The following is a 21,897-nucleotide window of genomic DNA, read 5'->3' on the forward strand; positions in this document are numbered from 1 at the left end:
TGGTGTACTTCTTGGCGATGGAGATGACCAGGCGCAGGTTGGCCTCGACCATCTCCTTCTTCGCGCGCTTGGCCTTGGCGTCGCCCATGACCACGCGCCGGTTGATGTCCTTGATCTCGGCGATGGTGATGAGATTGTCGGACTCGATCTGGCGCAGCTTGTTCTGCAGTCCCTCGAGCTCCTCGCGCCGCGCACCGATCTCGCGCGAGTAGTTGCGCTTGGCGCGGATCAGCTTCTCGAGCAGCGCGGCATCGGTCTCGGCATTCAGGAACTTCTGGCGGAAGTCGTCCCGGTCCATGCCGGCCTCGTGCACGCAGATGCGCAGGAAGCGACGCTCGAGCCCGCGGATCTGGTCGATGCGCGTATGGAGATTGTCCATGATCTCGCCGTGCAGCTTGGGCGAGAGCTTGAAGCGCATGACGTGATAGGCCAGTGCCTCGCGGGCTTCCTCGGTCTTCTTGTCGCCGGCGCCGCGCTTCTCGAGCGCGTCCCAGGCAACGTCGTAGAGCCGCTGCAGCTCGGCGAAGCGCTCGGCGCAGATCTCGGGGTCGGGACCGGTGGGCGTCGGGGTATCGTCGTCCTCGTCCTCGTCGGCGTCGTCTTCCTCGTCGCCGTCGGCATCGGAGACCGCTTCCTCGGCGTCGGCCTCGGCCTCGGGCCCCTGGCCTTCGGGATAACCGGTCTCGGGATCGATGAAGCCGGCCACGATCTCGGCCAGCCGGCGGTTGCCCTCCTGATGCGCCGCCCACGCCTCGAGCATGATCGCCACCGACTCGGGGAGCTGGGCGACCGCGCGCATGGCCTCGTTCAGGCCTTCCTCGATGCGCTTGGCGATGCGGATCTCGCCTTCGCGATCGAGCAGCTCGACGCTGCCCATCTCGCGCATGTACATGCGCACCGGATCGGTGGTGCGACCGAACTGGTCATCGAGCGCGGCCAGCGCGGCCGCGGCTTCCTCGACCGCCTCGTCGTCCTCTTCGCTGTCGGAACTCGTGGTGTTCGACAGCAGCAGGGTCTCGTCGTCCGGCGTTTCCTCGTGGACGGTGATCCCCATGTTCTGGATCATGCTGATGATGTCGTCGATCTGTTCGGAATCAACGACCTCGGGCAGATGATCCGCGACCTCGGCATAGGTAAGGTAGCCCTTCTCCTTGCCGCGGGCGATCAGCAGTTTCATCTGGGACTGCTTTTCAAGATTCATGCAGACAGTCTCGCGCGCATTCGACCAACGGGAATCTGACAGTATATCAGGGTGAGCCGGCCGTTCTTTCAAGAGCGGCCGCAATTGTTGCGTGGGCGCGTTGGACCGCGTCCCGGCGCAATAGTGCCGCCGCCGACGCCGCCTACTCGTCCGCGCGCGGCTGGGCGGCAGCCCGCGCCGCGGTCAGGGCGCGCAGTTCCGCCATTTCCCCGGCGCTCAGTTCGCGGGCACCGGCGGCGTCGAGCAGCTCCTGCACGCGCAGGCGCCGACCGCGATCACGCAACCGCGCGATGATCTCGTCGAACTCCGAATCCGGATCGGCCGGCGGCAGCGCCTGCGGCCGCGCCAGCTTCTCCAGGATGGCGCGCTGCTCGGGGTCGTGCCAGTCGCGCAGCAGGCCGGCCGCGGTGGTGTCGGGATACTCGATCAGATGGTCCAGCACCGCCACCAGCAGATCGACCCCGGGCTGCGCCGCCTGCGCCAGTTCCTCCAGATCGGCCACGCGCGCGGCCAGGGCGGGCGTCTCCAGCAGCAGTTGCAGCGCCCGGCCGACGGGCTTCTGGCGGCGCTCGGCGCCACCGCCGGCACCTGCCTCCGCTCCGGCGGCGCGGTTGCCGCGCAGGATCGATTCGAGCTCGGCGTGACTGAGACGGGTGCGCGGCACCAGCGCGTCGACGATCGCGGTCCGGGTGGCGGCGTCCTCGATGCGGTCGAGGTGCGGCTTGCAGCGCGACACCAGCTGCGCGCGGCCGTCGGGGGAGGTCAGGTCGCACTCCGCCGACACGCTGTCGAGCAGGAAGCGGCTCAGCGGCTGCGCCGCCTCCAGCGCCCGCGCCCACGCCTCGACGCCTTGTTCGGCGACCAGGCTGTCGGGATCGTGCCCGTCGGGCAGGAACATGAAGCGCACCTCGCGCCCCGGCCCGAGGGTCGGCAGCGCCTGCTCCAGCGCCTTCCACGCCGCGCGCCGGCCTGCGGCATCGCCGTCGAAGCAGAACACCACCCGGCGCGTGCTGCGAAAGAGCAGGTGCAGATGGTCGGAGGTAGTCGCGGTACCCAGCGTGGCGACCGCCGTGCGGATGCCGTGACGCGCGAGCCCGACCACGTCCATGTAGCCCTCGACCACGAACAGCTCGGAGGGATGCGACTCGGCCTGGCGCGCCTCGTAGAGGCCGTAGAGCTGGCGCCCCTTGTGGAAGAGGTCGGTCTCCGGACTGTTGAGATACTTGGCCGGGTCGACGCCCAGCGTGCGCCCGCCGAAGGCGATGACCCGCCCGCGCGTATCGCGGATGGGGAAGGTCAGCCGATTGCGGAAGCGGTCGTAGCAGCCGCGCGCGGGATCGTCATCGCGCGCGATGAGCAGGCCGGCGGCGAGCGCGTGCCGCGGGTCGGAGAACTGCCGTGTCAGGCTGTCCCAGCTGTCGGGCGCGAAACCGATCCCGAAGGCCTGGGCAGTGGCGCCGTCGACGCCACGCCGCTTGAGGTAGTCGATGGCCACCTGCGAGCGTCGCAGCTGCCCCTCGAAGTGGCGCTGCGCGGTCTCCAGTGCCTCCAGCGGCCCGGCCGTGGCGGCGCGCGATGGCCCGCCCCGCCCGCCTTCGCGCGGCACTTCCAGACCGAGCTGGCGCGCCAGCTCCTCGACCGCCTCGACGAAGTCCAGACGCTCGTACGCCATCAGGAAGCCGATGGCGTTGCCGTTCTGGCCCGAGCTGAAGTCGAAGTACATCTGCTTCGCCGGACTGACGAAGAAGCTCGGTGTCTTCTCGTTGGAGAACGGCGAGAGTCCGCGCCACTCGCGCCCGGCGCGCTTGAGATCCACGCGCGGCGAGATCACGTCGACGATATCGACGCGCGCCAGCAGATCGCTGATGAAGGACTCGGGTATGCGGCCGCCGGCCACCGGCTGCCGATCAGTTCAGACGCGACCGCACCCGGCCGGAGAGCGCACCCATGTCGGCGCGCCCGGCAACGCGCGGCTTGAGCCAGCTCATCACCTTGCCCATGTCGGGCATGCCGGCGGCACCGGTCTCGGCGATGCCCTCGTCGATGAGGGCGGTCAGCTCGTCGTCACTCAGCGGCTGCGGCAGGTACTCGGCGAGCACGCCCGCCTCGAAGTCCTCCTGCTCGGCGAGCTCGACGCGACCACCCTCGCGGTACTGCGTGGCAGCGTCGCGGCGCTGCTTGACCTGCTTTTCCACGATGGCCAGGCAGGCGGCATCATCGAGCTCGACGCGTTCGTCGATCTCGCGCTGCTTGATGGCTGCCTGCAGCATCCGGATGACGGCCAGACGGGGCTTCTCGCCCGCACGCATGGCCGTCTTCATGTCCGCGGAAAGCCGCTCCTTGAGCGTGCTCATGACCGCCGGCTCGGGCGGTCAGTACAGTCGCGTGCGGCGAGCGGTCTCGCGCGACACGCGCTTCATCTGCCGCTTGACGGCGGCAGCGCGCTTGCGCTTGCGCTCCTGGCTCGGCTTCTCGAAGTATTCGCGCTTGCGGACGTCGGTGATGACACCGGCGCGCTCGCACGTGCGCTTGAAGCGGCGAATGGCGACTTCGAAGGGTTCGTTGTCACGAACGCGGACACTGGGCATAGGCGATCGACTCTCGTGGCGGGGCCGCCGAAAAAAGGGGCGCAATTGTAGGCCGCGGACACGCGCGATGCAAAGCGCCGCGTGACGGCACCCGCCGGCGGTCGCGGACGGCGTCGGCAGGCCGGCGCGTACCCGCCCGGCACGACCGCCGCCCGCCCGGTCGCGGCGCTGTACCATCGCGTCCCGTGACCACCGTGCTCGCCATCGAATCGTCGTGCGACGAGACTGCCGTGGCCGTCTACGACGGGCAGTTGCGCGCGCACGCGCTGCACTCGCAGACCGACCTCCACGCCGCCTATGGCGGAGTCGTGCCCGAGCTGGCAGCGCGCGATCATCTCGCACGCATGACCGGGCTGCTGGACGACGCCTGCCGGCAGGCCGGCATCGCGCCCGCCGACCTGGACGCCGTAGCCTACACCGCGGGCCCCGGACTGGCCGGCGCGCTGCTGGTGGGCGCGGCGACGGCAGCCGGCATCGCCACCGCCTTCGGTCTGCCGCTGCTGCCGGTGCATCACATGGAGGCGCACCTGCTGGCGCCGATGCTCGACCCCGATGACCCGCCGGCGTTTCCCTTCGTCGCGCTGCTGGTGTCCGGCGGGCACACCATGCTGGTCGATGTCACGGCGCCGGGGCGCTACGCGCTGCTCGGCGAAAGCCTCGACGATGCCGTCGGCGAAGCCTTCGACAAGACCGCGGCGCTGCTCGGGCTGCCCTACCCCGGCGGCCCCCACCTCGCCCGTCTGGCCGAACGCGGCGATCCCGCGCGCTTCCGCCTGCCGCGGCCGCTGCTCGACCGCGACGACCTCGACTTCAGCTTCTCCGGCCTCAAGACCGCGGTGCGCGTGCTGTGCGACAAGCAGGAGCGCCTCGACGACACCACCCGCGCCGACGTTGCCCGTGCCTTCGAGGAGGCCTGCGTGGACGTGCTGGCCGGCAAGTGCCGGCGCGCGCTGGCGCACACCGGGCACGAACGCCTGGTGGTGGCGGGCGGGGTTTCCGCCAACCGGCGCCTGCGCGAACGCCTGCACGCCGACGCCGAAGCCGGCGGCCATCGCGTGCATCTGCCGCCGCCCGCCTTCTGCACCGACAATGCCGCGATGGTCGCCTACACCGGCTGGCTGCGGCGCTTCGACCCGCCCGGCGCGGTCGCGGATGTACGCGCGCGCTGGCCGCTGGCATCGCTCACCCCGCCGGAGGCCACCCATGCCTGAGCCGGGCGACCGCATCATCCTGCGCGGCATCCGTGCCGAGGGCATCGTCGGGGTCTACGCCTTCGAGCGCGACGCCGAGCGTCCGCTGACGGTGGACGTCGAACTGACCATCGACCTCGCGCCGGCCGGCGCCAGCGACGCCGTCGCCGACACCGTCGACTATGACGAGGTCACCGCCACCGTGCGCACCCTCTGCGCGCAGCGCCAACCCGAGCTCGTCGAGACCCTGGCGGTCGCCATCGCCGACGCCCTGCTCGACGACGGACGCATCGCCGCAGCCGAGGTGACCGTGCACAAGCCCGGCGCGGTTGCCGATGTCGAGGATGTGGCGGTGCACGTCGTGCGGCGGCGCGCAACGCGCTGACGGTAACGGTCAGCCGGGCGCCAGATCGGGGAAGGCGCCGCCGGTGGCTTCGTGCACGCGCCCGGCACCTACCGCGCCCGCGACGGCACGCACCGGTGCGCTGCACGCGACGAGCTCGAGACTGACCGGATCGCACTGCAGGCGGCCGCAGAGATCCCGCAGCGCAGCCGCGCCGCGCGCCTCCGGCGTATCACCGGCCTCGGGCACGAGCGCCCCGTCGAGCCGGCTTCCGGTTTCCTGGAGCTGGCGGCCGATATGCTCGCAGCGCGCCAGCAGCGGATCGAGTCCGGCACCGTCCGAGCGTCCCAGGGGCGCCGTCAGCAGATAGATGCGCGCGCCCGCGTGCTGGGCCCGCGACAGCGTCTCCAGCGCCCCCACCGGCAGCGCGTGCGACGCCGCGTCCGTCTCTGCCCCGGCGGGAAGCAGCGCGTCGATCTCGACGACGATGATGCGACTGACAGCAGTCATGCGCGCCTCGGCTCAGTGATCCCGGACGGCATTATGTCGCGCCGCCGGGGGTCCGCGTCGCGCGGCGTCCGTATCCCGGGACCGGTCCGGCACCGCAATATCGGGGGCGGGCGGGACCGCGACGTCGGAGCAGCGCCGCAATGGCGACCCTACCGCGGTGTCTCAGCCCGACAGCAATGACAGATCGGCCACCCGGCGGCACGTCCGATCGAGCGCGCCGAGCAGCGCCAGGCGATTGGCGCGCAGCGCGGGATCATCGGCGTTGACCATCACGGCGTCGAAGAAGGCGTCCACCGGCGCCTGCAGGGCTGCCAGCGCGCGCAGCCCCTCGGCATAGGCGCCGTCGCGCAGGTGAGCCTCCTGCCGGGCGGCCTGCGCCGCCAGGCTGTCGGCGAGCGCGCGCTCGGCGTCGTCGACGAAACGCGCCGGATCCGGCTCGCCGCCGCTGTCGCTGTCGGCCTGGCGCAGCACGTTGCGGGCGCGCTTGTGCGCCGCGGCGAGCTGGGCGGCCTCGGGCATGGCGGTGAAGGCACGCACGGCGCGCGCGCGCGCCGCGAAATCGCCGACGTCGACCACGTCCAGCGCGGCCACCGCGTCGAAGGTCTCGCGGCCGATGCCGTCCTCGGCGAGCACGCCGCGCAGGCGTTCGGCGACGAAGGCCCAGAGCTGCCCGAGCACGGCAGCCCGATCGCAGTCGACCGGCTGGGCGTCGATGGCAGTCGACAGCCATGCGCGGAGATCGAGCCGGAGACCGCCCTCGAGCACGATGCGCAGCACCCCGATGGCGGCGCGCCGCAGCGCGAAGGGATCCTTGCTGGCGGTGGGCGGCTGCCCGGCCGCGAAGATGCCGGCGAGCGTGTCGAGCTTGTCGGCCAGCGCCACCACGCGCCCGGCGGCAGTAGCCGGAATGGGTGCGCCGGCGCCCACCGGCTGGTAGTGCTCGGCGATGGCATCGGCGACCGCCGCGGGCTCGCCCGCCTCGCGCGCGTAGTAGCCGCCCATGATGCCCTGCAGCTCGGGGAACTCGAAGACCATCTGGGTGGCGAGGTCGGCCTTGCACAGCAGGGCCGCGCGCTCGCAGGCGGCGCCGTCGGCGTCCAGCGCGGCGGCCAGGTCGCGCGCCAGCGCGGTAACGCGATCGACCTTGTCGCGGATGGTGCCGAGGTCCTTCTGGAAGGTGGCATCGGCCAGGCGCGGCAGGAAATCGGCGAGCGGCTGGCGGCGGTCCTGGTTCCAGAAGAACAGCGCGTCGGCGAGCCGCGGTCGCACCACGCGCTCGTTGCCGGCCACGACCTGCTGCGGATCGCGCGATGCGATGTTCGCCACGGTGATGAAGGCCGGCAGCAGCGCGCCGGCGTCGTCGAAGACCGTGAAGTAGCGCTGGTTGGTCTCCACCGTGGTGACGATGACCTCGGGCGGCAGTCCCATGAACTCGGCGCCGATGCGCCCGCGCACCGCCACCGGCCATTCCACCAGCGCGGCGACCTCTTCGAGCAGTTCGTCGGTGATGCGCGCGGTACCGCCGCAACCGCGCGCCTCGGCCTCGACCTGCTCGCGCACCGCATCGCGGCGCGCCTGCATGTCCGCCACTACCTTCGCCGCACGCAGCGCGCCCTCGTAGTCCGCCGCCCGCGCCAGAGCGATGGCGTCGGGAGCGTGGAAGCGGTGGCCATGGGTCGTCCGGTCGGCGTCGAGACCGAAGGCCGACCAGGGAACGACGGTGTCGCCGAGCAGCGCGACGAGCCAGCGCACCGGCCGCGCGAAGGTGGCCTCGGTCGCGTCCCAGCGCATGCGGCGCGGGACGGTGGCGTCCATGGCCTGCAGCGCACCCTCCAGGATGCCGGGCAGCAGCGCGGCGGTGTCGCGGCCGGTCTCGGTGGCGCGATAGACCAGATAGTCGTCCTCGCGCAGCAGGTCGTCCACGGTCACGCCACAGGAGCGCGCGAAGCCCTCGGCCGCGCGCGTCGGCGCGCCCTCGGCGTCGAAGGCGGCCTTGACACTCGGCCCCTTGCGCGCGCGCTCCTGGTCCGGCTGGCGCGCGGCGACCGCGTCGATCAGAACGGCCAGCCGGCGCGGCGTGCCCAGGGCCCGCACCTCGCCATGCGCGACACCGCGCTCGTCGAGCCCGTCGCGGACGCTGTCCGCAAGGCATTCGGCGAGGGGCCGCACGTAGCGCGCGGGCAGATCCTCGCAACCGATTTCGATGAGCAGCTCGTCGGACATCGTCAGGCCGGCACGTTGGGGGCCGCGTATTGTCTTGCAACGCGCGCGTACGTGCCACGGAATGCTGCAGACCCCGGGTGCGGCCGTGCGACCATCCGGCCGCAGGCACCACTCGACCGGACCGCGGCGCCGATCGCGGACCGCCGGTGATGGAATGCCGCGAACCTTCCGGAGTTCAGTCGATGCCGCGGATCATCGAAGAGCACGACATCGCGCTGCGCCGCCGTCTGCGCCGCCGCGACGCGGTGCTGACCCTGCTTGCCGGCATCGCGATCGGGATCGTGCTCAGCTGGCAGGCGCCGCTGACGGACGCGCTCGCCGGCGCCATCGCCACCACCGAAGCGCCGCCGGCGATCGCGCCGAGGCAGCTGCCGAGCCAAGGCGATCCCGTGCCCCGTCCGGCACCGCCGGTGACGCCCGATTGCCCGCGCAGCGACGGCCCGCTGGCGCTGCGCATGGCCTGCCGCCTGCACGAACCGCCCGCGCGTTGAGCGCAGCTCAGGCGGTGGCGTCGGTGCGCGGAAGCGAGGGAAAGCCCAGCGCCTCGCGGGCCGCGTAGTAGGCCTGCGCACAGCCGCGCGCCAGCGTCCGCACGCGCAGGATGTAGGCCTGCCGCTCGGTCACCGAGATGGCGCCGCGCGCATCGAGCAGGTTGAAGGCGTGGCTGGCCTGGATGGCCCGCTCGTAGGCGGGCAGCGGCAGCGGCGTCTCCAGCGCCAGCAGGCGCTGGCATTCGTCCTCGGCGGCGGCGAAGCGCGCGAACAGCGTGGCGGTGTCGGCGCGCTCGAAGTTGTAGGCGCTCTGCTCGACCTCGTTCTGGTGGTAGACCTCGCCGTAGGTGACCCGGCGGCCGCCGGCGTCGGACCACACCAGGTCGTAGACCGACTCGACGCCCTGGATGTACATCGCCAGGCGCTCGAGCCCGTAGGTGAGCTCGCCGGCCACCGGATCGCACTCCAGGCCGCCCACTTGCTGGAAGTAGGTGAACTGGGTGACCTCCATGCCGTTGAGCCAGACCTCCCAGCCCAGCCCCCAGGCGCCCAGCGTGGGCGACTCCCAGTTGTCCTCGACGAAGCGGACGTCGTGCACCAGCGGATCGAAGCCCAGCGCGCGCAGGCTGTCGAGGAACAGGCCCTGCAGGTTCGCCGGCGCCGGCTTCATCAGTACCTGGAACTGATAGTAGTGCTGCAGCCGCATGGGGTTGTCGCCGTAGCGGCCGTCGGTCGGCCGGCGCGAGGGCTGCACGTAGGCAGTGTTCCAGGGTTCCGGCCCGACCGCGCGCAGGAAGGTGGCCCAGTGGAAGGTGCCGGCGCCGACCTCCATGTCGAGCGGCTGCACGATGGCGCAGCCCTGCTCGGCCCAGTAGGTCTGCAGGCGCAGGATCAGATCCTGGAAGGTCATCGGTGGGCAGCGTCGGTGATCGGCCGCGCAGTATAGCGGCGGCCCCCGTGGGCCTGCCGCATGGCGGCATCGGCGGCCGGCTTGCGGCATGATCGGGGCAGCGGCGCGCGCGGCGGCGCGTACGCGTCCGGATTGACGCTGCGCACGCGCGCTCGCCGCCGGCATGGGGGAGCACGCGCATGGGCGACAGGCAGGCACCGGCGCGCACCGACGGCGGAGTGCCCGGAGTGCGACGCATCGCGGCCCTGGTGGCACTGGGCGCGGTCAGCGGCGTGCTGGCCGCGGTGGCCGCCAATGCCTTCGTGGCCGTCGTCGGCTGGCTCAACGAGCTGCTGTTGATCTCGCCGCGCAGCCGCGTGATGGAAACCGACGCACGCTGGGTGGTGGCGGCAACGCTCGCGGTACCGATCGTCGGCGGACTGGCGGTCGGTCTGCTGCATCGCGCCATCGGAGAGCGCCGTGCGCACGGACCGGCCGAGATCATCGCCACCGTGCAGACCCGGAGCGGGCACCTGCCCGGCCGGCCGGCACTGCTCTCCGGCCTGTCGGCGCTGGCGGCACTGGGCAGCGGGGCGTCGGTGGGCCAGTACGGCCCGCTGGTCCACATGGGTGGGTCGCTGGGGTCGGCCATGGCGCGCCTCTTCCGCACCGGGGTGACCTCGGACAACTTTGCGGTGGCCTGCGGCGTCGCAGCGGCCATCTCGACGGCCTTCAACGCACCCATCGCCGGCATCCTGTTCGCGCACGAGGTGATCCTGCGGCACTTCGCGCTGCGCGCCTTCGCGCCCATCGCGGTGGCGTCCATCCTCGGCTACGTGGTGGCGCACGCCATCCTGCCGCAGCCCCCGCTGTTCCAGATCGACGCCGCCGAGATCCGCCACCTCTGGGAATTCGGCCCCTTCCTGCTGCTGGGCGTGGCGTGCGCGCTGGTGGCGGTGGGCTACATGCACGCCATCCTCGGCGTCGCCCGATTGGCGCGACGGCTGCCGCTGCCGGTGGCGCTGCGGCCGGCGCTGGCGGGCGCCGGTGTCGGGCTGATGGCGCTGTGGATGCCGGACATCCTGGGCATCGGCAGCGAGACGCTGCGCTTCGCGTTCATCGACGGCGCCTACGGCGATCTGGAGCTGCTGGTAGTGCTGCTGCTCAAGGTCGCCGCCACCGCGCTGTGCCTGGGCATGGGCTTCTCGGGCGGCGTATTCAGCCCGGCACTGGTCATCGGGAGCCTGTTCGGCGCCTTCTTCGGTACGGTCATGGCCGCACTCACCGGCGGCGCCACCTCGGCGCTGGTGGTCTACGCGGTGTGCGGCATGGTGGCGGTCACCGCACCGGTGATCGGCGCACCGCTCACCACCGTGGTGATCGTGCTCGAACTCACCGGGAGCTATCCGCTGACCATCGCGGCGCTGGCCAGCGTCGCGCTCGCCAATCTGGTGGCCTCGCGCCTGTTCGGGCGCTCCTTCTTCGATTACCAGCTCCGCGCACGCGGCCTGGACCTGTCGGGGGGCCGCAGCCGCGCGCTGCTGGCCTCGCGCAGCATCGCCGACATCGTGACGCCGCGCTTCACCGCCGTGCCGGTCGACCGCACGGTGGCGCAGGCGCGCACGATCATGCAGGGCGCGGGCGTGGCCGATGCCAGCCTGCTCGACGATGCCGGCCACTACATGGGCACGCTGCGGCTGCAGGATCTGCTCGGCGCTCCGGACACGGAGCCGGCGGTACGCCTGCAGGATCCGCGGCACCTGATCATGACCAGCGACACGCGCCTCTGGGACGCCATGCAGGCGCTGCGCGACTTCGTCGGCGAACGCGTGCCGGTGGTGGACGGTAACGGACGCCTGGTCGGCACGGTGGTGGAGTCCGATCTCATCCGGGCCTACCTGGACCTCATGGGCGAAATGCGGGAGGAGGAACATGGCACGCGCTAGGCACTGGGGGCTGGCACTGCTGCTCGCCTGCTGCGGACCGGCGGCAGGCGCACCGGCCGAACTGGTGATCGCCACCTGGGGCGGCGCCTACGAGGCCGCACAGCGGGCGGCGCTGTTCGCACCCTTCACCGAGGCCACCGGCATCGCCATCCGCACCGTGGCGTACGACGGCGGGCCGGACATCCTCGGCGCCGAGAAACCCGACCTGGTCGACATGGCGATGAGCGAGGCCATCGCGCAGTGCGAAGCCGGCCGGCTGCGGCCGCTGCCGCACGGCGACCTCCCGGACGGCGCCGACGGCACGCCGGCGCGCAGCGACTTCCTCAAGGACACCATGCAGCGCTGCGCGCTGACGCACACCATCTACGCCACCGTCCTGGCCTATGACAGCCGCGCCTTCCCCGGCCGTCCGCCGACGCGCATCGGCGACCTCTTCGACACCGAACACTTTCCCGGTCCGCGCGCGCTGCGTCGCGCCCCGGCCGCCAAGCTCGAATGGGCCCTGATGGCCAGCGGCGTGCCGCGACGCGAAATCTACAACCTGCTCAGCACCGACCGCGGCCTCGACCTCGCCTTCGAGCGCCTGGAACGGCTGCGCGACGACCTCGTCTGGTGGCAGGACGGTGCCGAGCCGGTGGCGCTGCTGGAGAGTGGCCGGGCGGTGATGGCCTCGGGCTACAACGGCCGCTTCTTCAGTGCGCGCCTGAGCGGCGACAGCCCCATCGAGATCATCTGGGACGGGCAGATCCAGGAACACCAGACCTGGGTGATCCCGCGCGGGGCCGAACACCCCGAGGCAGCCTGGGCGTTCGTCCGCTTCGCCACCGGCACACCGGCGCTGACCGCCTTCGCCGAGCGCATCGCCTACGGCCCCGCGCGCGCGTCGGCGGCGCGGCTCGTCCGCCGCCACCCCGAGGCCGGCATCGACATGCGGCCCCACATTCCCACGCACCCGTACAACAGCCGCAACGCCATCGCCATGGACGAGGCCTGGTACGCCCGCACCCTCGACCGCATCCGGCACCGTTTCGAGGCCTGGGTGGGCGAATGACCACCCGCGCCCGGCGTGACGATGGGGCACAATCCGGGGGTCGTGCCGCCACCGCGATCCGCGTTCACGCTGGCACGGTTTCTGCTTCAAATTGGCGCAACGCCGCACCAGGTCGGAACGGCCCCGGCGTCCCATTCATCCATCGCTGCAGGAGAAGGCAATGTCAGCGCAAGACGCTATGAAGCTCATCAAGGAAAAGGGCGCGAAGTTCGTCGATTTCCGTTTCGTGGACACCAAGGGCAAGGAGCAGAACGTCACGGTGCCCTCCCACACCATCGACGACGACGTGTTCGCCGACGGCAAGATGTTCGACGGCTCCTCGATCCAGGGCTGGAAGGGCATCAACGAGTCCGACATGATCCTCATGCCGGATCCGGAGTCGGTCTATATCGACCCGTTCTTCGAGGAGCCGACCGTCGTCCTGCGCTGCGACGTCATCGAGCCCTCGACCATGCAGGGCTACGAGCGCGACCCGCGCTCGCTGGCGAAGCGCGCCGAGGCCTACCTCAAGAGCACCGGCATCGCCGACACCGCCTTCTTCGGCCCGGAGAACGAGTTCTTCGTCTTCGACTCCATCCGCTGGAGCAACGAGATGGGCCACACCTTCTACCAGATCGATTCCGAGGAAGCGTGCTGGAGCTCGGGCAAGGAGTACGAGGGCGGCAACATGGGCCACCGCCCGGGCGTCAAGGGCGGCTACTTCCCGGTGCCGCCGGTCGACAGCCTGCAGGACCTGCGCTCGGCCATGTGCCTGACCATGGAAGAGATCGGCCTGATGACCGAGGTGCACCACCACGAGGTGGCGACCGCCGGTCAGTGCGAGATCGGCACCGTGTTCAACACGATGGTCAAGAAGGCCGACGAGGTCCTGGCCTACAAGTACATCGTGCACAACGTCGCGCACCAGTTCGGCAAGACCGCCACCTTCATGCCGAAGCCGCTGGTCGGTGACAACGGCAACGGCATGCACGTGCACCAGTCGCTCTCCAAGGACGGCAAGAACCTGTTCGCCGGCGACGAGTACGGCGGCCTGTCCGAGACCGCGCTGTACTACATCGGCGGCATCATCAAGCACGCCCAGGCCATCAACGCCTTCACCAACCCGGGCACCAACAGCTACAAGCGTCTGGTGCCGGGCTTCGAGGCGCCGGTGCTGCTGGCCTACTCGGCGCGCAACCGCTCGGCGTCGATCCGCATCCCGTACGTGGCCAACCCGAAGGGCCGCCGCATCGAGGTGCGCTTCCCCGACTCGCTGGCCAACCCCTACCTCGCCTTCGCGGCGATGATGATGGCAGGCCTCGACGGCATCCAGAACAAGATCCACCCCGGCGACGCGATGGACAAGGATCTCTACAACCTGCCGCCGGAAGAGGACGCCAAGATCCCGCGCGTCGCGCACGGCCTCGACATCGCGCTCGAGGCACTCGACAAGGACCGCGACTTCCTCAAGGCGGGCGACGTGTTCTCGGACGACCTCATCGATGCCTACCTCGAGCTCAAGGGCGAGGAGGTCACGCGCTTCCGCATGGCCCCGCACCCCTGCGAGTTCGATATGTACTACTCGATGTAAGCGGGCCCGGCGGGCGGTCCGGATACTCCGGATCACCCGCGCGCCGGCCCCCGGCGGCATCGCGTTGCGGTGCTTCCGGGGGCTTTTTTGTGGGCATCTGCCCCCGAATGACGCACCCGGAGCCCTTCCGCACATGGGTTGCGCAGCACCGGCCGGCATGCGCGCGCACCTCCATGGACCGAATGCACTGTTATTGTGCACATACGTCCCAATATCGTGCGTTTGCACTACCATGGCGCGATCCGGTGCGCCCCAATGGGGATGCACCTCCCCCCAGATGGCCTGTTCCTTGCTTGAGCTTGCACCATGAAGTTCACGCCGCGCCCACGATTGAAGGCGGAATCCGTTCTCGAAAGCACCACGACGGGCGTCCTCGCCGTGGACGGCCGACTGTGCGTCGGGCACATCAATCCCGCGGCCGAGAACCTGTTCGGCGTATCCGAGGGACACGCCCTCGGCGAACCCCTCCACATCGCGGTGCCCCATTTCGCGCAGCACATGGAGCGCCTGCGTGACGCCGTCGCGACCACGTCGGGCTTCATCGAGCGCGAGCTGGAGATGCGCCGCGGACAGGATCGGCCGGTGACCGTCGATCTGGTGGTGACGCCGGTGCTGTTCGGCAAGCAGCACGGACTGGTCATGGAGGCCACCCCCCTCGACCGCCATCTGCGCATCTCGCGCGACGAATGGCTGCAGGCGCAGTTCGACGCCGGGCGGCAGCTGGTGCGCGGGCTCGCCCACGAGATCAAGAATCCCCTCGGCGGCATCCGCGGTGCCGCCCAGCTCCTCGAGCACGAGTTCCCCGACTCGCTGCACCGCGAGTACACCCGCGTGATCATGCGCGAGGCCGACCGCCTGCAGAACCTGGTCGACCGCATGCTGGGCCCCAGCCGCATGCCGGTGCGCGACACCCTCAACGTGCACGCCATGCTCGAACATGTCCGCCACCTGATCGAGGCCGAGGCCGGCGAGTGGCTCACCGTCGACCGCGACTACGACCCCAGCATCCCCGACATCGAGGCCGACCGCGAGCAGCTGGTGCAGGCCGCGCTCAACATCGCCCGCAATGCCATGCAGGCGCTCGAGGGCCGCGACGATCCGCATCTGACCCTGCGCACCCGGGTGCGTCGGCAGCACACCATCGCCGGCACCCTGCACCGCATGGCCGTGCAGATCGACATCGAGGACAACGGCCCCGGCATACCGGCCCAGCTGCTCGAGAAGATCTTCTACCCGATGGTGACCACGCGCGCATCGGGCAGCGGCCTCGGTCTCCCCATTTCGCAGTACCTGGTCCACGGCCATGGCGGCATCATCGAATGCCATTCGCGGGCCGGGTGCACGACGTTCTCCATCTATCTCCCCCTGCCCGTCTCATGAATGACAGTTCGCTCACCGTCTGGGTCGTCGATGACGACGAATCGATCCGCTGGGTTCTGGAGCGCTCCCTCAGCCGGCACGGCATGACCGTGGAGAGCTTCCCCGGTGCCGCGGAGATGCTCGACCGCCTCGCCGAGGCAACGCCCGATGTCCTGATCAGCGACATCCGCATGCCCGGGGTCGACGGCCTCGAGCTCCTCCAGCGCCTGCACGAGCACGACCCCGATCTGCCGGTCATCATCATGACCGCCCATTCGGACCTCGACGCCGCGGTCGCCGCCTACAAGGGCGGCGCCTTCGAGTACCTCGCCAAGCCCTTCGACGTCGACGATGTCTCGGAACTGGTGCAGCGCGCCGCCGCCGCGCGCAGCGTCGAGCCCGCCAGCCAGGAACTCGGCCAGTCCAGCTCGCTGATCGGCGAAGCCCCGGCGATGCAGGATGTCTTCCGCGCCATCGGCCGGCTGTCGCAATCGCAGATCACCGTCCTCATCACCGGCGAGACCGGCGTCGGCAAGGAGCTGGTCGCGCGAGCCCTGCACAACCACAGCCCCCGCGCCGGACGCGAGTTCATCGCGGTGAACACCGCCGCCATCCCGCGCGATCTCATGGAATCGGAATTCTTCGGCCACGAGCGCGGCGCCTTCACCGGCGCGCAGACCCAGCGCCGAGGCCGCTTCGAGCAGGCGGACGGCGGCACCCTGTTCCTGGACGAGATCGGCGACATGCCGCTGGACCTCCAGACCCGCCTGCTGCGCGTACTGTCGGACGGCGAGTTCTATCGCGTCGGCGGGACCACGCCGATCAAGGTCGACGTGCGCGTCATCGCCGCCACCAACCAGGAGCTCGAGGACGCCGTCGCCGAGGGGCGCTTCCGCGAGGACCTGTTCCATCGCCTCAACGTCATCCGCATCCGGATCCCCTCGCTGCGCGAGCGTACCGAGGATATCCCGATGCTGGCGCGCCACTTCCTCATCACTGCGGCGCGCGATCTGCACACCGAGCCCAAGCGTCTCAGCGACGCCGCCAGCAACTGCATGCAGCAGCTGAGCTGGCCCGGCAACGTCCGCCAGCTCGAGAACATCTGCCGATGGCTGACGGTCATGGCGCCGGGTCAGGAAATCCAGGCCGACGACCTGCCGCCCGAGCTGCGCCATCCGCGCACGCGATCGGAAGCGCCCGGGCAGCCGACCGAAGCCACCCCGGGGGATATCGCGGCCGTCGCCGAGGACTGGCCCTCGCTGCTGCGCGCCTGGGCCGACGCCGAGCTCGGCGCCGGACGCTCGGACCTGCTCGAGGAAGCGCTGCCGGCCTTCGAGCGCACGCTCATCGAGGCCGCGCTGGCCAACACGCGCGGCCACCGCATCGATGCCGCCAAGCGGCTCGGCTGGGGGCGCAACACGCTGACCCGCAAGATCAAGGAGCTCAACATGGAGGCGCACCGCCACTCCTGATGCCGGTGCGCGGGACCCGACCGCCGCGCCGGCCTGGCGTTACGCCACGTTGCGCCCGGCCTTGTCGCCGCTGTCCTGTCCGCTGCCGTTGTCCGGCGGCGGCACCCGGCCGAGGCGCGCGTCGCGCAGGCTCTGGGTATGCGTGGGATCGCCGGTGATGAGGCGGTCGCCCATCTGGCGGGTGAAGTACTTCCACAGCCAGTTCACGAAGACGCGCAGCCGCTGCTCGCCGTCGATCAGGGCCCGGATGTGCACGAAGGCCCACAGGAACCAGGCGAGCATGCCGCTGGTCTTGAGCCCGCGCAGATTGCCCACCGCGCGATTGACCCCGATCACCGCCATCGTGCCCCAGTCCCTATAGCGGAAGGGCTTCATGGGCTTGCCGGCATCGCGCCGCCTGACCGCGTCGGCGATGTAGCGGCCCTGCTGGATGGCGGCCGGCGCGAGCCCCGGTACGTCCCTGCCGGCGGCGTCGGTCAGCATGGCGAGATCGCCGATGACGAAGATCTCGGGATGCCCGGGCAGCGAGCAGTCCGGTGCCACCTGGATGCGGCCGCCGCGGTCGCGCGGCGCGCCGGTGGCCTCGGCCAGCACTTCGCCGAACAGCGACGGCCGGACGCCCGCCGCCCACAGCACGGTCGCCGCCTCCATGCGCTCGCTGGCGTCGCCGCGCCGCACGCGCACGCCCTGCGCATCGACATCCTCGACCATCGCGGAGGTCTGCACTTCCACGCCCAGTGCGGCCAGATGCCGGCGTGCCTCGTCCCGCAGCCGCTCGGGGTAGACCGGCAGGATGTCCGGACCGCCCTCCAGGAGGACGACGCGCGCATCGCGCGAATTGAAGCTGCGGAAGTCCCGGACCATGGTCTTGCGCGTCAGCTCGCCGAGGGCGCCGGCCAGCTCGACGCCGGTCGGGCCGCCACCCACCACGACGAAGTTGAGCAGACGCCGGCGCGCGACCGCGTCATCGGTCAGCTCGGCGAGTTCGAAGGCGCGGAAGATGCGGCGCCGCATCTGGATGGCGTGCTCGGCGGTCTTCAGTCCCGGCGCGTGCTCGCGCCAGTGATCGTTGCCGAAGTAGTTGTGCTTGACGCCGGTGGCCGCAACCAGCAGGTCGTACTGCATGCTGCCGTGCTCGTGGTAGACCACGCGTGCCTTCGGGTCGACATCGAAGACCGTGGTATTGAGCGTGCGGACATTGCCCAGCTTGCGCAGGACGCTGCGCTGCGGATAGGCGATGTCGCCGATGGTCAGCGATCCGGTCGCCACCTGGTAGAGCAGCGGCTGGAAGAGGTGGAAGTTGCGCTTGTCGAGCAGGGTGACGCGGTAGCCGGCGCGCCCGAAGCGGCGTGCGGCATGCAGGCCGGCGAAACCGCCGCCGACGATGACGACGTGCGGACTCGTGGATGCTTGTGGGGAATCGGTGGCCATCAAGGGGGCATGTTGCGGTGCACAAGGCACAGCTTAGCGCGAATGTCCGGGCTTATACAGGGTGCCGGCACCCGCCCGCGGGCATCACGCGGGCAGCCGGATACCCGGTTTCCCGTTCGCATTCAGCGGTTTGCCGGGCCGGGAGTGTCGGACGCCGGCGCGCCGACCGTCAGCCATCATTGGCCGCTACCAGCGGCAGCGCCGCGCGCTGAGCTGCGGCGATGTCGGGATGGCGCGCGGCCAGCCAGCGCTCCTGGAAGCAGTAGCGCGCCACGCGGGCGACATCATGGATGTACCAGGCGTTGACCGAACCGCCCACGAAGGCACCGATCACCGGCGCGGCGGACGCCGCCTTGCGCCAGCCGAGGTGCACCGACAGGGTTCGCGCCAGGTTGCTCATGCTGTAGGTCGCAGCCTCCTTGGCGAGCTCGCGCTCGGCGGCGCGCTCCACCCCGTCGCGCCAGGCCGCCTCCAGCGTGCCGTCAAGCAGGCCGGCGGCGCGAAGCCCGGCAATGGCCTGCGCCTTCTCGTCGCTGCTGTTGGCCGAGGCGGCCGCGAACACCGACAGCACGACGCCGTCCTCGGCGTGCTGCAGGCGCGCCTCGCCGTAGCACAGCCCGACCCGCTGGATGGTCCGCAGCGCCAGCACCAGCACGCTGGGCACATCCAGCACCATGCCGGCGGTGCCGGCGACCCCGAAGACGGCGCCGCCGGCACCGCCGAGCATCAGCGCACGCCGCTGCACCCATCCGGCCAGTCGATCGCACTCGGCAAGGGGCAGCGCGCGCATTGCGGCGGCATCGTCGACACCGGCACGCGCCAGCAGGGCGCGATTGCCGTCGGCGCGCGATGCCGCCTGGCGGGCCGCACCGAGCGCCTGGCGCAGCACCGCGGGTGGCACCGCGGTCTGCACCGCCCGACTCGCCGGCCCGGCGGCCCGGCCGAACCAGCGCGTGGCCGGGCCGGGCGGGCGGCCCTGCCATTCGCGGATTGCGTCCAGCACCGCCGTTTCGTAATCGTTGAGCACGCCGCGTGCCTCCGGTCGGATCATCCCGATGATACGCTCGCGCCTCGCCGAGACGGGAAGCCCCGCCCCCATGTCCGACTCCGCAACCGCGTATGTCCGCGCATGTGCCTGATCGCCGTCGCCTGGCAGGCCCTGCCCGGCACGCCGCTGGTGGTCGCCGCCAACCGTGACGAATTCCACGCACGCGCGGCCACCGCCGCCGCACCGTGGGACGATGCACCGCAGGTCTTCGGGGGACGCGACCGCGTGCAGGGTGGCGGCTGGCTGGCGGTGAACGCGCAGGCGCAGCGGCTGGCGGCGGTCACCAACGTTCGACGCATGGTACCCCCGGACCCCGAGGCCCCCTCGCGTGGCCGGCTGGTCGCAGACTTCGCGCGCGCGCGCACCGCCGTTGCCGGCTTCCTCGACGCGCTGCACGGCGACGCCCCGCGCTACGCCGGATTCAACCTTCTGCTCTGGGATGGCGCGGCCATGCGCTTCGCCACCAACCATCCGGAACCGTCGGTGCAGCCGCTTTCCCCGGGGCTGCATCTGGTGTCCAACGCATCGCTGGATACGCCATGGCCCAAGGCCGAGCGCCTGAGGACGGCGATGACCGACTGGCTCGCACTGGCCGAACCGCGCCGGACGCCGGAGCCGCTGTTCGAGGCGCTGGCCGACCGAAGGCAGGCGCCGGATGCGGCGCTGCCCGACACCGGGGTCGGCCTCGCCCACGAGCGCATGCTGTCGCCGCCCTTCATCGTCAGCCCCGGCTACGGCACCCGCGCCAGCACCGTGGTCATGGCGCACGACGACGGCGGCATCGATTTCATCGAGCGCCGCTTCGATGCCGAGGGTGCGTGCGTCGGCGAGACGCATGAACACCTGTGACCCGCGTGCTGGAACGGACGATCGCTTCGGCGTAGCCTCCCGGCATCGCCGACGCACGCGCCCGACCATGTCCGCCACCCCGTCCGACCCCGCCATGCGCCGGGTCACCTTCGACAGCCCGCTGGGCCCGCTGACCGCCGGCGCGGTCGATGACGGCGTCTGCCTGCTCGGCTTCGCCGATCGGGAGAAGGTGGACCGCGCGCCGCGGGATCTGCGCGCCTGGCTCGGCGGAACGGCCGGCGCCCGCGCCGAGCGCCATCTCGACCAGCTGCAGACCGAGCTCGCCGCCTACTTCCGGGGCCGGCTCACCACCTTCACGGTGCCGCTGGTCACGCCCGGCACCGCGTTCCAGCGCGCCGTCTGGGAAGCGCTGCGCGCCATTCCCTACGCCGCCACCTGCAGCTACCGGGATATCGCCACCGCGGTCGGCAATCCGGGCGCGGTGCGCGCCGTGGGCACCACCAACGGGCGCAACCGCATCGCGCTGGTGATTCCGTGCCATCGCGTCATCAATGCCGGCGGCGGCCTGGGCGGCTACGGCGGCGGACTCGACCGCAAGCGCTGGTTGCTCGACCTGGAACGCAGCACCGCCGCCAGCGCGACGACCGCACCGCTGCCCAGCACCACCGCCGCCACGCCGTAGAGTCCGCCGGTCCCGAAGGCGCTCGCCACCGGCTTGCGCCAGCAGTGGCGACGCGAACTGGCCCATGAAGAAGGCCGTCGTCATCCAGCCCAGCGCGCGCCCGCGCAGCGCCGGCTCGCTGCGCTGCACGGCCCAATGGTTCAGGTTGGGCAGCATGAAGCCGAGCCCCAGCCCGGCGATCAGCAGACCGGCGAGGAAGGGCGGCAGATCGGCGCTGACCGCGACCACGGCGTAGCCGCCGCCCAGGAAGCCGCAGGTGATGGCCACCATGCCGATCGAGGACACCCGCGCGCGCACCCGCCGGAACAGCGTGCCGGAGAGCATGGCCGCGATATTGGCCAGCGCCACCGCCGCGCCCACCCATCCGGCACTGGCGCCGAAGCGCTCGGCCAGCAGGAAGGGCATGTAGACCGGCATCAGGTAGAACAGCGCCATGCCCAGAAAGGCCAGCGCGCAGACCCCGCCCACCTGCCGCGCCACCCGCCCCGCCGGGGCCGTGTCATCGGCATCGCCGCCGCCGCGCGCGGGGCGCGATTCGGGCAGCCGCCGCACCGCCGGCACCAGCAGCAACGCGAGCAGATAGACGCCGAAGGCCACCCGCCAGTGGATCTCCGCCGCCAGCCCGCCGAGCAGCACGAAGATCACGCCACCACCTGCCATGAAGGCCCCCTGCATGCCGAGCAGGCGCGCCTGCTCGCCGTCCCGGCTGCCGTCGGCGATCATGGTCGTGGTGGCGGTCATCAGGCAGGCGATGCCGATGCCCAGCCCGGCGCGCGATGCCAGCAGCCACGGCAGCGACGGTGCCAGCGCTCCCGCACCGCCGGCAACGATGTAGAGCAGCAGGCCGAAGCCCATCACCGGCTTGCGACCGCGCGCGTCGCAGGCCTTCCCCGCCAGCGGCGCCACCAGCACGATCACCAGCGCCGGCAGGGTCAGGACCAGCCGCGTCAGGAAGCCGGCGTGCGGCGTATCGGCGAAGTGCGCGGCGATCGCGGTCAGGGTCGGCGTGATGGTGGCCGCGGCCATCACCGTCAGGGTGCTGCACAGGAGCAGCGTCAGCGAGCGCGACAGCACCGGCATCAGCGCCCGCCTC

The 21,897-nt window shown here is 71.2% G+C and carries 19 protein-coding genes and 1 pseudogene; 10 read left to right on the plus strand and 10 right to left on the minus strand.

Features of this window, described 5'->3' with window-relative positions; translation table 11 throughout:
* From KAH28_RS09245 to rpsU, 4 genes are all read right to left on the minus strand, one after another.
* Nucleotides 1–1,177, minus strand: a 1,177-nt coding sequence (locus tag KAH28_RS09245) for an RNA polymerase sigma factor region1.1 domain-containing protein (protein WP_290575911.1), incomplete at its 3' end; no start/stop codon positions are given.
* Between the two features lie 166 nt (nucleotides 1,178–1,343).
* Complete coding sequence (gene dnaG / locus KAH28_RS09250) at nucleotides 1,344–3,098, minus strand: DNA primase (RefSeq protein WP_290575913.1); 1,755 nt, start codon at nucleotides 3,096–3,098, stop codon at nucleotides 1,344–1,346.
* Between the two features lie 10 nt (nucleotides 3,099–3,108).
* Nucleotides 3,109–3,555, minus strand: coding sequence for a GatB/YqeY domain-containing protein (locus KAH28_RS09255; RefSeq protein WP_290575915.1), 447 nt, complete (start codon nucleotides 3,553–3,555; stop codon nucleotides 3,109–3,111).
* A gap of 18 nt (nucleotides 3,556–3,573) precedes the next feature.
* Complete coding sequence (gene rpsU / locus KAH28_RS09260) at nucleotides 3,574–3,789, minus strand: 30S ribosomal protein S21 (RefSeq protein ID WP_223055296.1); 216 nt, start codon at nucleotides 3,787–3,789, stop codon at nucleotides 3,574–3,576.
* Between the two features lie 185 nt (nucleotides 3,790–3,974).
* On the opposite strand from rpsU, the gene tsaD reads away from it, so the two are divergent.
* Together tsaD and folB are read left to right on the plus strand one after the other, a co-directional pair.
* A complete protein-coding gene (gene tsaD / locus KAH28_RS09265; RefSeq protein ID WP_290575917.1) occupies nucleotides 3,975–5,000 on the plus strand; it encodes a tRNA (adenosine(37)-N6)-threonylcarbamoyltransferase complex transferase subunit TsaD in 1,026 nt (341 codons plus the stop codon).
* Entirely contained in the window at nucleotides 4,993–5,364 is a 372-nt protein-coding gene (gene folB, locus KAH28_RS09270) for a dihydroneopterin aldolase (protein WP_290575919.1), read from the plus strand. The genes tsaD and folB overlap by 8 nt, the downstream gene beginning before the upstream one ends.
* A 9-nt stretch (nucleotides 5,365–5,373) precedes the next feature.
* Here the strand turns inward: folB and KAH28_RS09275 are convergent, their stop codons facing one another.
* A complete protein-coding gene (locus KAH28_RS09275) occupies nucleotides 5,374–5,832 on the minus strand; it encodes a hypothetical protein (protein ID WP_290575921.1) in 459 nt (152 codons plus the stop codon).
* Between the two features lie 162 nt (nucleotides 5,833–5,994).
* Nucleotides 5,995–8,055, minus strand: a complete 2,061-nt coding sequence (gene glyS, locus KAH28_RS09280) for a glycine--tRNA ligase subunit beta (RefSeq protein ID WP_290575923.1) — start codon at nucleotides 8,053–8,055, stop codon at nucleotides 5,995–5,997.
* Between the two features lie 182 nt (nucleotides 8,056–8,237).
* Here glyS and KAH28_RS09285 point away from each other — a divergent pair, with 182 nt between their 5' ends.
* The gene (locus KAH28_RS09285; RefSeq protein ID WP_290575925.1) at nucleotides 8,238–8,546 is read left to right on the plus strand and encodes a hypothetical protein; all 309 of its coding nucleotides are present in this window, start codon (nucleotides 8,238–8,240) and stop codon (nucleotides 8,544–8,546) included.
* 7 nt (nucleotides 8,547–8,553) lie between these two features.
* Here KAH28_RS09285 and glyQ read toward each other — a convergent pair whose 3' ends face one another.
* Nucleotides 8,554–9,456 carry a glycine--tRNA ligase subunit alpha gene (gene glyQ, locus KAH28_RS09290; protein WP_290575927.1) on the minus strand — a complete coding sequence of 301 codons (903 nt, stop codon included), beginning with the start codon at nucleotides 9,454–9,456 and terminating at the stop codon, nucleotides 8,554–8,556.
* Nucleotides 9,457–9,635: 179 nt separating this feature from the next.
* Here glyQ and KAH28_RS09295 point away from each other — a divergent pair, with 179 nt between their 5' ends.
* From KAH28_RS09295 to ntrC, 5 genes are all read left to right on the plus strand, one after another.
* Nucleotides 9,636–11,381 (plus strand): chloride channel protein, encoded by a 1,746-nt coding sequence (locus tag KAH28_RS09295; protein WP_290575929.1) that lies wholly within the window; start codon nucleotides 9,636–9,638, stop codon nucleotides 11,379–11,381.
* Nucleotides 11,368–12,432, plus strand: coding sequence for an ABC transporter substrate-binding protein (locus tag KAH28_RS09300; protein WP_290575931.1), 1,065 nt, complete (start codon nucleotides 11,368–11,370; stop codon nucleotides 12,430–12,432). Before KAH28_RS09295 ends, KAH28_RS09300 begins: the two co-directional genes overlap by 14 nt.
* Before the next feature lie 160 nt (nucleotides 12,433–12,592).
* Nucleotides 12,593–14,002 (plus strand): glutamate--ammonia ligase, encoded by a 1,410-nt coding sequence (glnA, locus tag KAH28_RS09305; RefSeq protein ID WP_290575933.1) that lies wholly within the window; start codon nucleotides 12,593–12,595, stop codon nucleotides 14,000–14,002.
* A 306-nt stretch (nucleotides 14,003–14,308) separates the two neighbouring features.
* Nucleotides 14,309–15,382, plus strand: coding sequence for a nitrogen regulation protein NR(II) (gene glnL / locus KAH28_RS09310; protein WP_290575935.1), 1,074 nt, complete (start codon nucleotides 14,309–14,311; stop codon nucleotides 15,380–15,382).
* Nucleotides 15,379–16,833, plus strand: coding sequence for a nitrogen regulation protein NR(I) (gene ntrC / locus KAH28_RS09315; RefSeq protein WP_290575936.1), 1,455 nt, complete (start codon nucleotides 15,379–15,381; stop codon nucleotides 16,831–16,833). Before glnL ends, ntrC begins: the two co-directional genes overlap by 4 nt.
* 39 nt (nucleotides 16,834–16,872) lie before the next feature.
* On the opposite strand, the gene KAH28_RS09320 is transcribed toward ntrC, so the two are convergent.
* On the minus strand, nucleotides 16,873–18,264 hold the full coding sequence (locus tag KAH28_RS09320; RefSeq protein WP_290575938.1) for an NAD(P)/FAD-dependent oxidoreductase: 1,392 nt from the start codon (nucleotides 18,262–18,264) through the stop codon (nucleotides 16,873–16,875).
* A gap of 169 nt (nucleotides 18,265–18,433) precedes the next feature.
* Complete coding sequence (locus tag KAH28_RS09325; protein WP_290575940.1) at nucleotides 18,434–19,315, minus strand: EcsC family protein; 882 nt, start codon at nucleotides 19,313–19,315, stop codon at nucleotides 18,434–18,436.
* A gap of 78 nt (nucleotides 19,316–19,393) precedes the next feature.
* Here KAH28_RS09325 and KAH28_RS09330 point away from each other — a divergent pair, with 78 nt between their 5' ends.
* Both KAH28_RS09330 and KAH28_RS17455 read left to right on the plus strand, forming a co-directional pair.
* The gene (locus KAH28_RS09330) at nucleotides 19,394–20,161 is read left to right on the plus strand and encodes an NRDE family protein (protein WP_290575942.1); all 768 of its coding nucleotides are present in this window, start codon (nucleotides 19,394–19,396) and stop codon (nucleotides 20,159–20,161) included.
* A 94-nt stretch (nucleotides 20,162–20,255) separates the two neighbouring features.
* Nucleotides 20,256–20,804, plus strand: a complete 549-nt coding sequence (locus tag KAH28_RS17455) for a methylated-DNA--[protein]-cysteine S-methyltransferase (RefSeq protein WP_366918161.1) — start codon at nucleotides 20,256–20,258, stop codon at nucleotides 20,802–20,804.
* Between the two features lie 57 nt (nucleotides 20,805–20,861).
* On the opposite strand, the pseudogene KAH28_RS17460 reads toward KAH28_RS17455, so the two are convergent.
* Nucleotides 20,862–21,884: pseudogene (locus KAH28_RS17460) on the minus strand (MFS transporter); the annotation flags it as partial.
* Between the last annotated feature and the right edge of the window lie 13 nt (nucleotides 21,885–21,897).

The sequence above is a fragment of the Algiphilus sp. genome, assembly GCF_023145115.1.
Classification (GTDB): domain Bacteria; phylum Pseudomonadota; class Gammaproteobacteria; order Nevskiales; family Nevskiaceae; genus Algiphilus.

What these genes read in the sequence shown, in the direction of transcription:
- KAH28_RS09255 (WP_290575915.1), bottom strand. Translation starts at nt 3,555, where the DNA reads ATGAGCACGCTCAAGGAGCGGCTTTCCGCGGACATGAAGACGGCCATG.
- rpsU (WP_223055296.1), bottom strand. Translation starts at nt 3,789, where the DNA reads ATGCCCAGTGTCCGCGTTCGTGACAACGAACCCTTCGAAGTCGCCATT.
- folB (WP_290575919.1), top strand. Translation starts at nt 4,993, where the DNA reads ATGCCTGAGCCGGGCGACCGCATCATCCTGCGCGGCATCCGTGCCGAG.
- KAH28_RS09275 (WP_290575921.1), bottom strand. Translation starts at nt 5,832, where the DNA reads ATGACTGCTGTCAGTCGCATCATCGTCGTCGAGATCGACGCGCTGCTT.
- glyS (WP_290575923.1), bottom strand. Translation starts at nt 8,055, where the DNA reads ATGTCCGACGAGCTGCTCATCGAAATCGGTTGCGAGGATCTGCCCGCG.
- KAH28_RS09285 (WP_290575925.1), top strand. Translation starts at nt 8,238, where the DNA reads ATGCCGCGGATCATCGAAGAGCACGACATCGCGCTGCGCCGCCGTCTG.
- glyQ (WP_290575927.1), bottom strand. Translation starts at nt 9,456, where the DNA reads ATGACCTTCCAGGATCTGATCCTGCGCCTGCAGACCTACTGGGCCGAG.
- KAH28_RS09295 (WP_290575929.1), top strand. Translation starts at nt 9,636, where the DNA reads ATGGGCGACAGGCAGGCACCGGCGCGCACCGACGGCGGAGTGCCCGGA.
- KAH28_RS09300 (WP_290575931.1), top strand. Translation starts at nt 11,368, where the DNA reads ATGGCACGCGCTAGGCACTGGGGGCTGGCACTGCTGCTCGCCTGCTGC.
- glnA (WP_290575933.1), top strand. Translation starts at nt 12,593, where the DNA reads ATGTCAGCGCAAGACGCTATGAAGCTCATCAAGGAAAAGGGCGCGAAG.
- glnL (WP_290575935.1), top strand. Translation starts at nt 14,309, where the DNA reads ATGAAGTTCACGCCGCGCCCACGATTGAAGGCGGAATCCGTTCTCGAA.
- ntrC (WP_290575936.1), top strand. Translation starts at nt 15,379, where the DNA reads ATGAATGACAGTTCGCTCACCGTCTGGGTCGTCGATGACGACGAATCG.
- KAH28_RS09320 (WP_290575938.1), bottom strand. Translation starts at nt 18,264, where the DNA reads ATGGCCACCGATTCCCCACAAGCATCCACGAGTCCGCACGTCGTCATC.
- KAH28_RS09325 (WP_290575940.1), bottom strand. Translation starts at nt 19,315, where the DNA reads ATGATCCGACCGGAGGCACGCGGCGTGCTCAACGATTACGAAACGGCG.
- KAH28_RS09330 (WP_290575942.1), top strand. Translation starts at nt 19,394, where the DNA reads ATGTGCCTGATCGCCGTCGCCTGGCAGGCCCTGCCCGGCACGCCGCTG.
- KAH28_RS17455 (WP_366918161.1), top strand. Translation starts at nt 20,256, where the DNA reads ATGCGCCGGGTCACCTTCGACAGCCCGCTGGGCCCGCTGACCGCCGGC.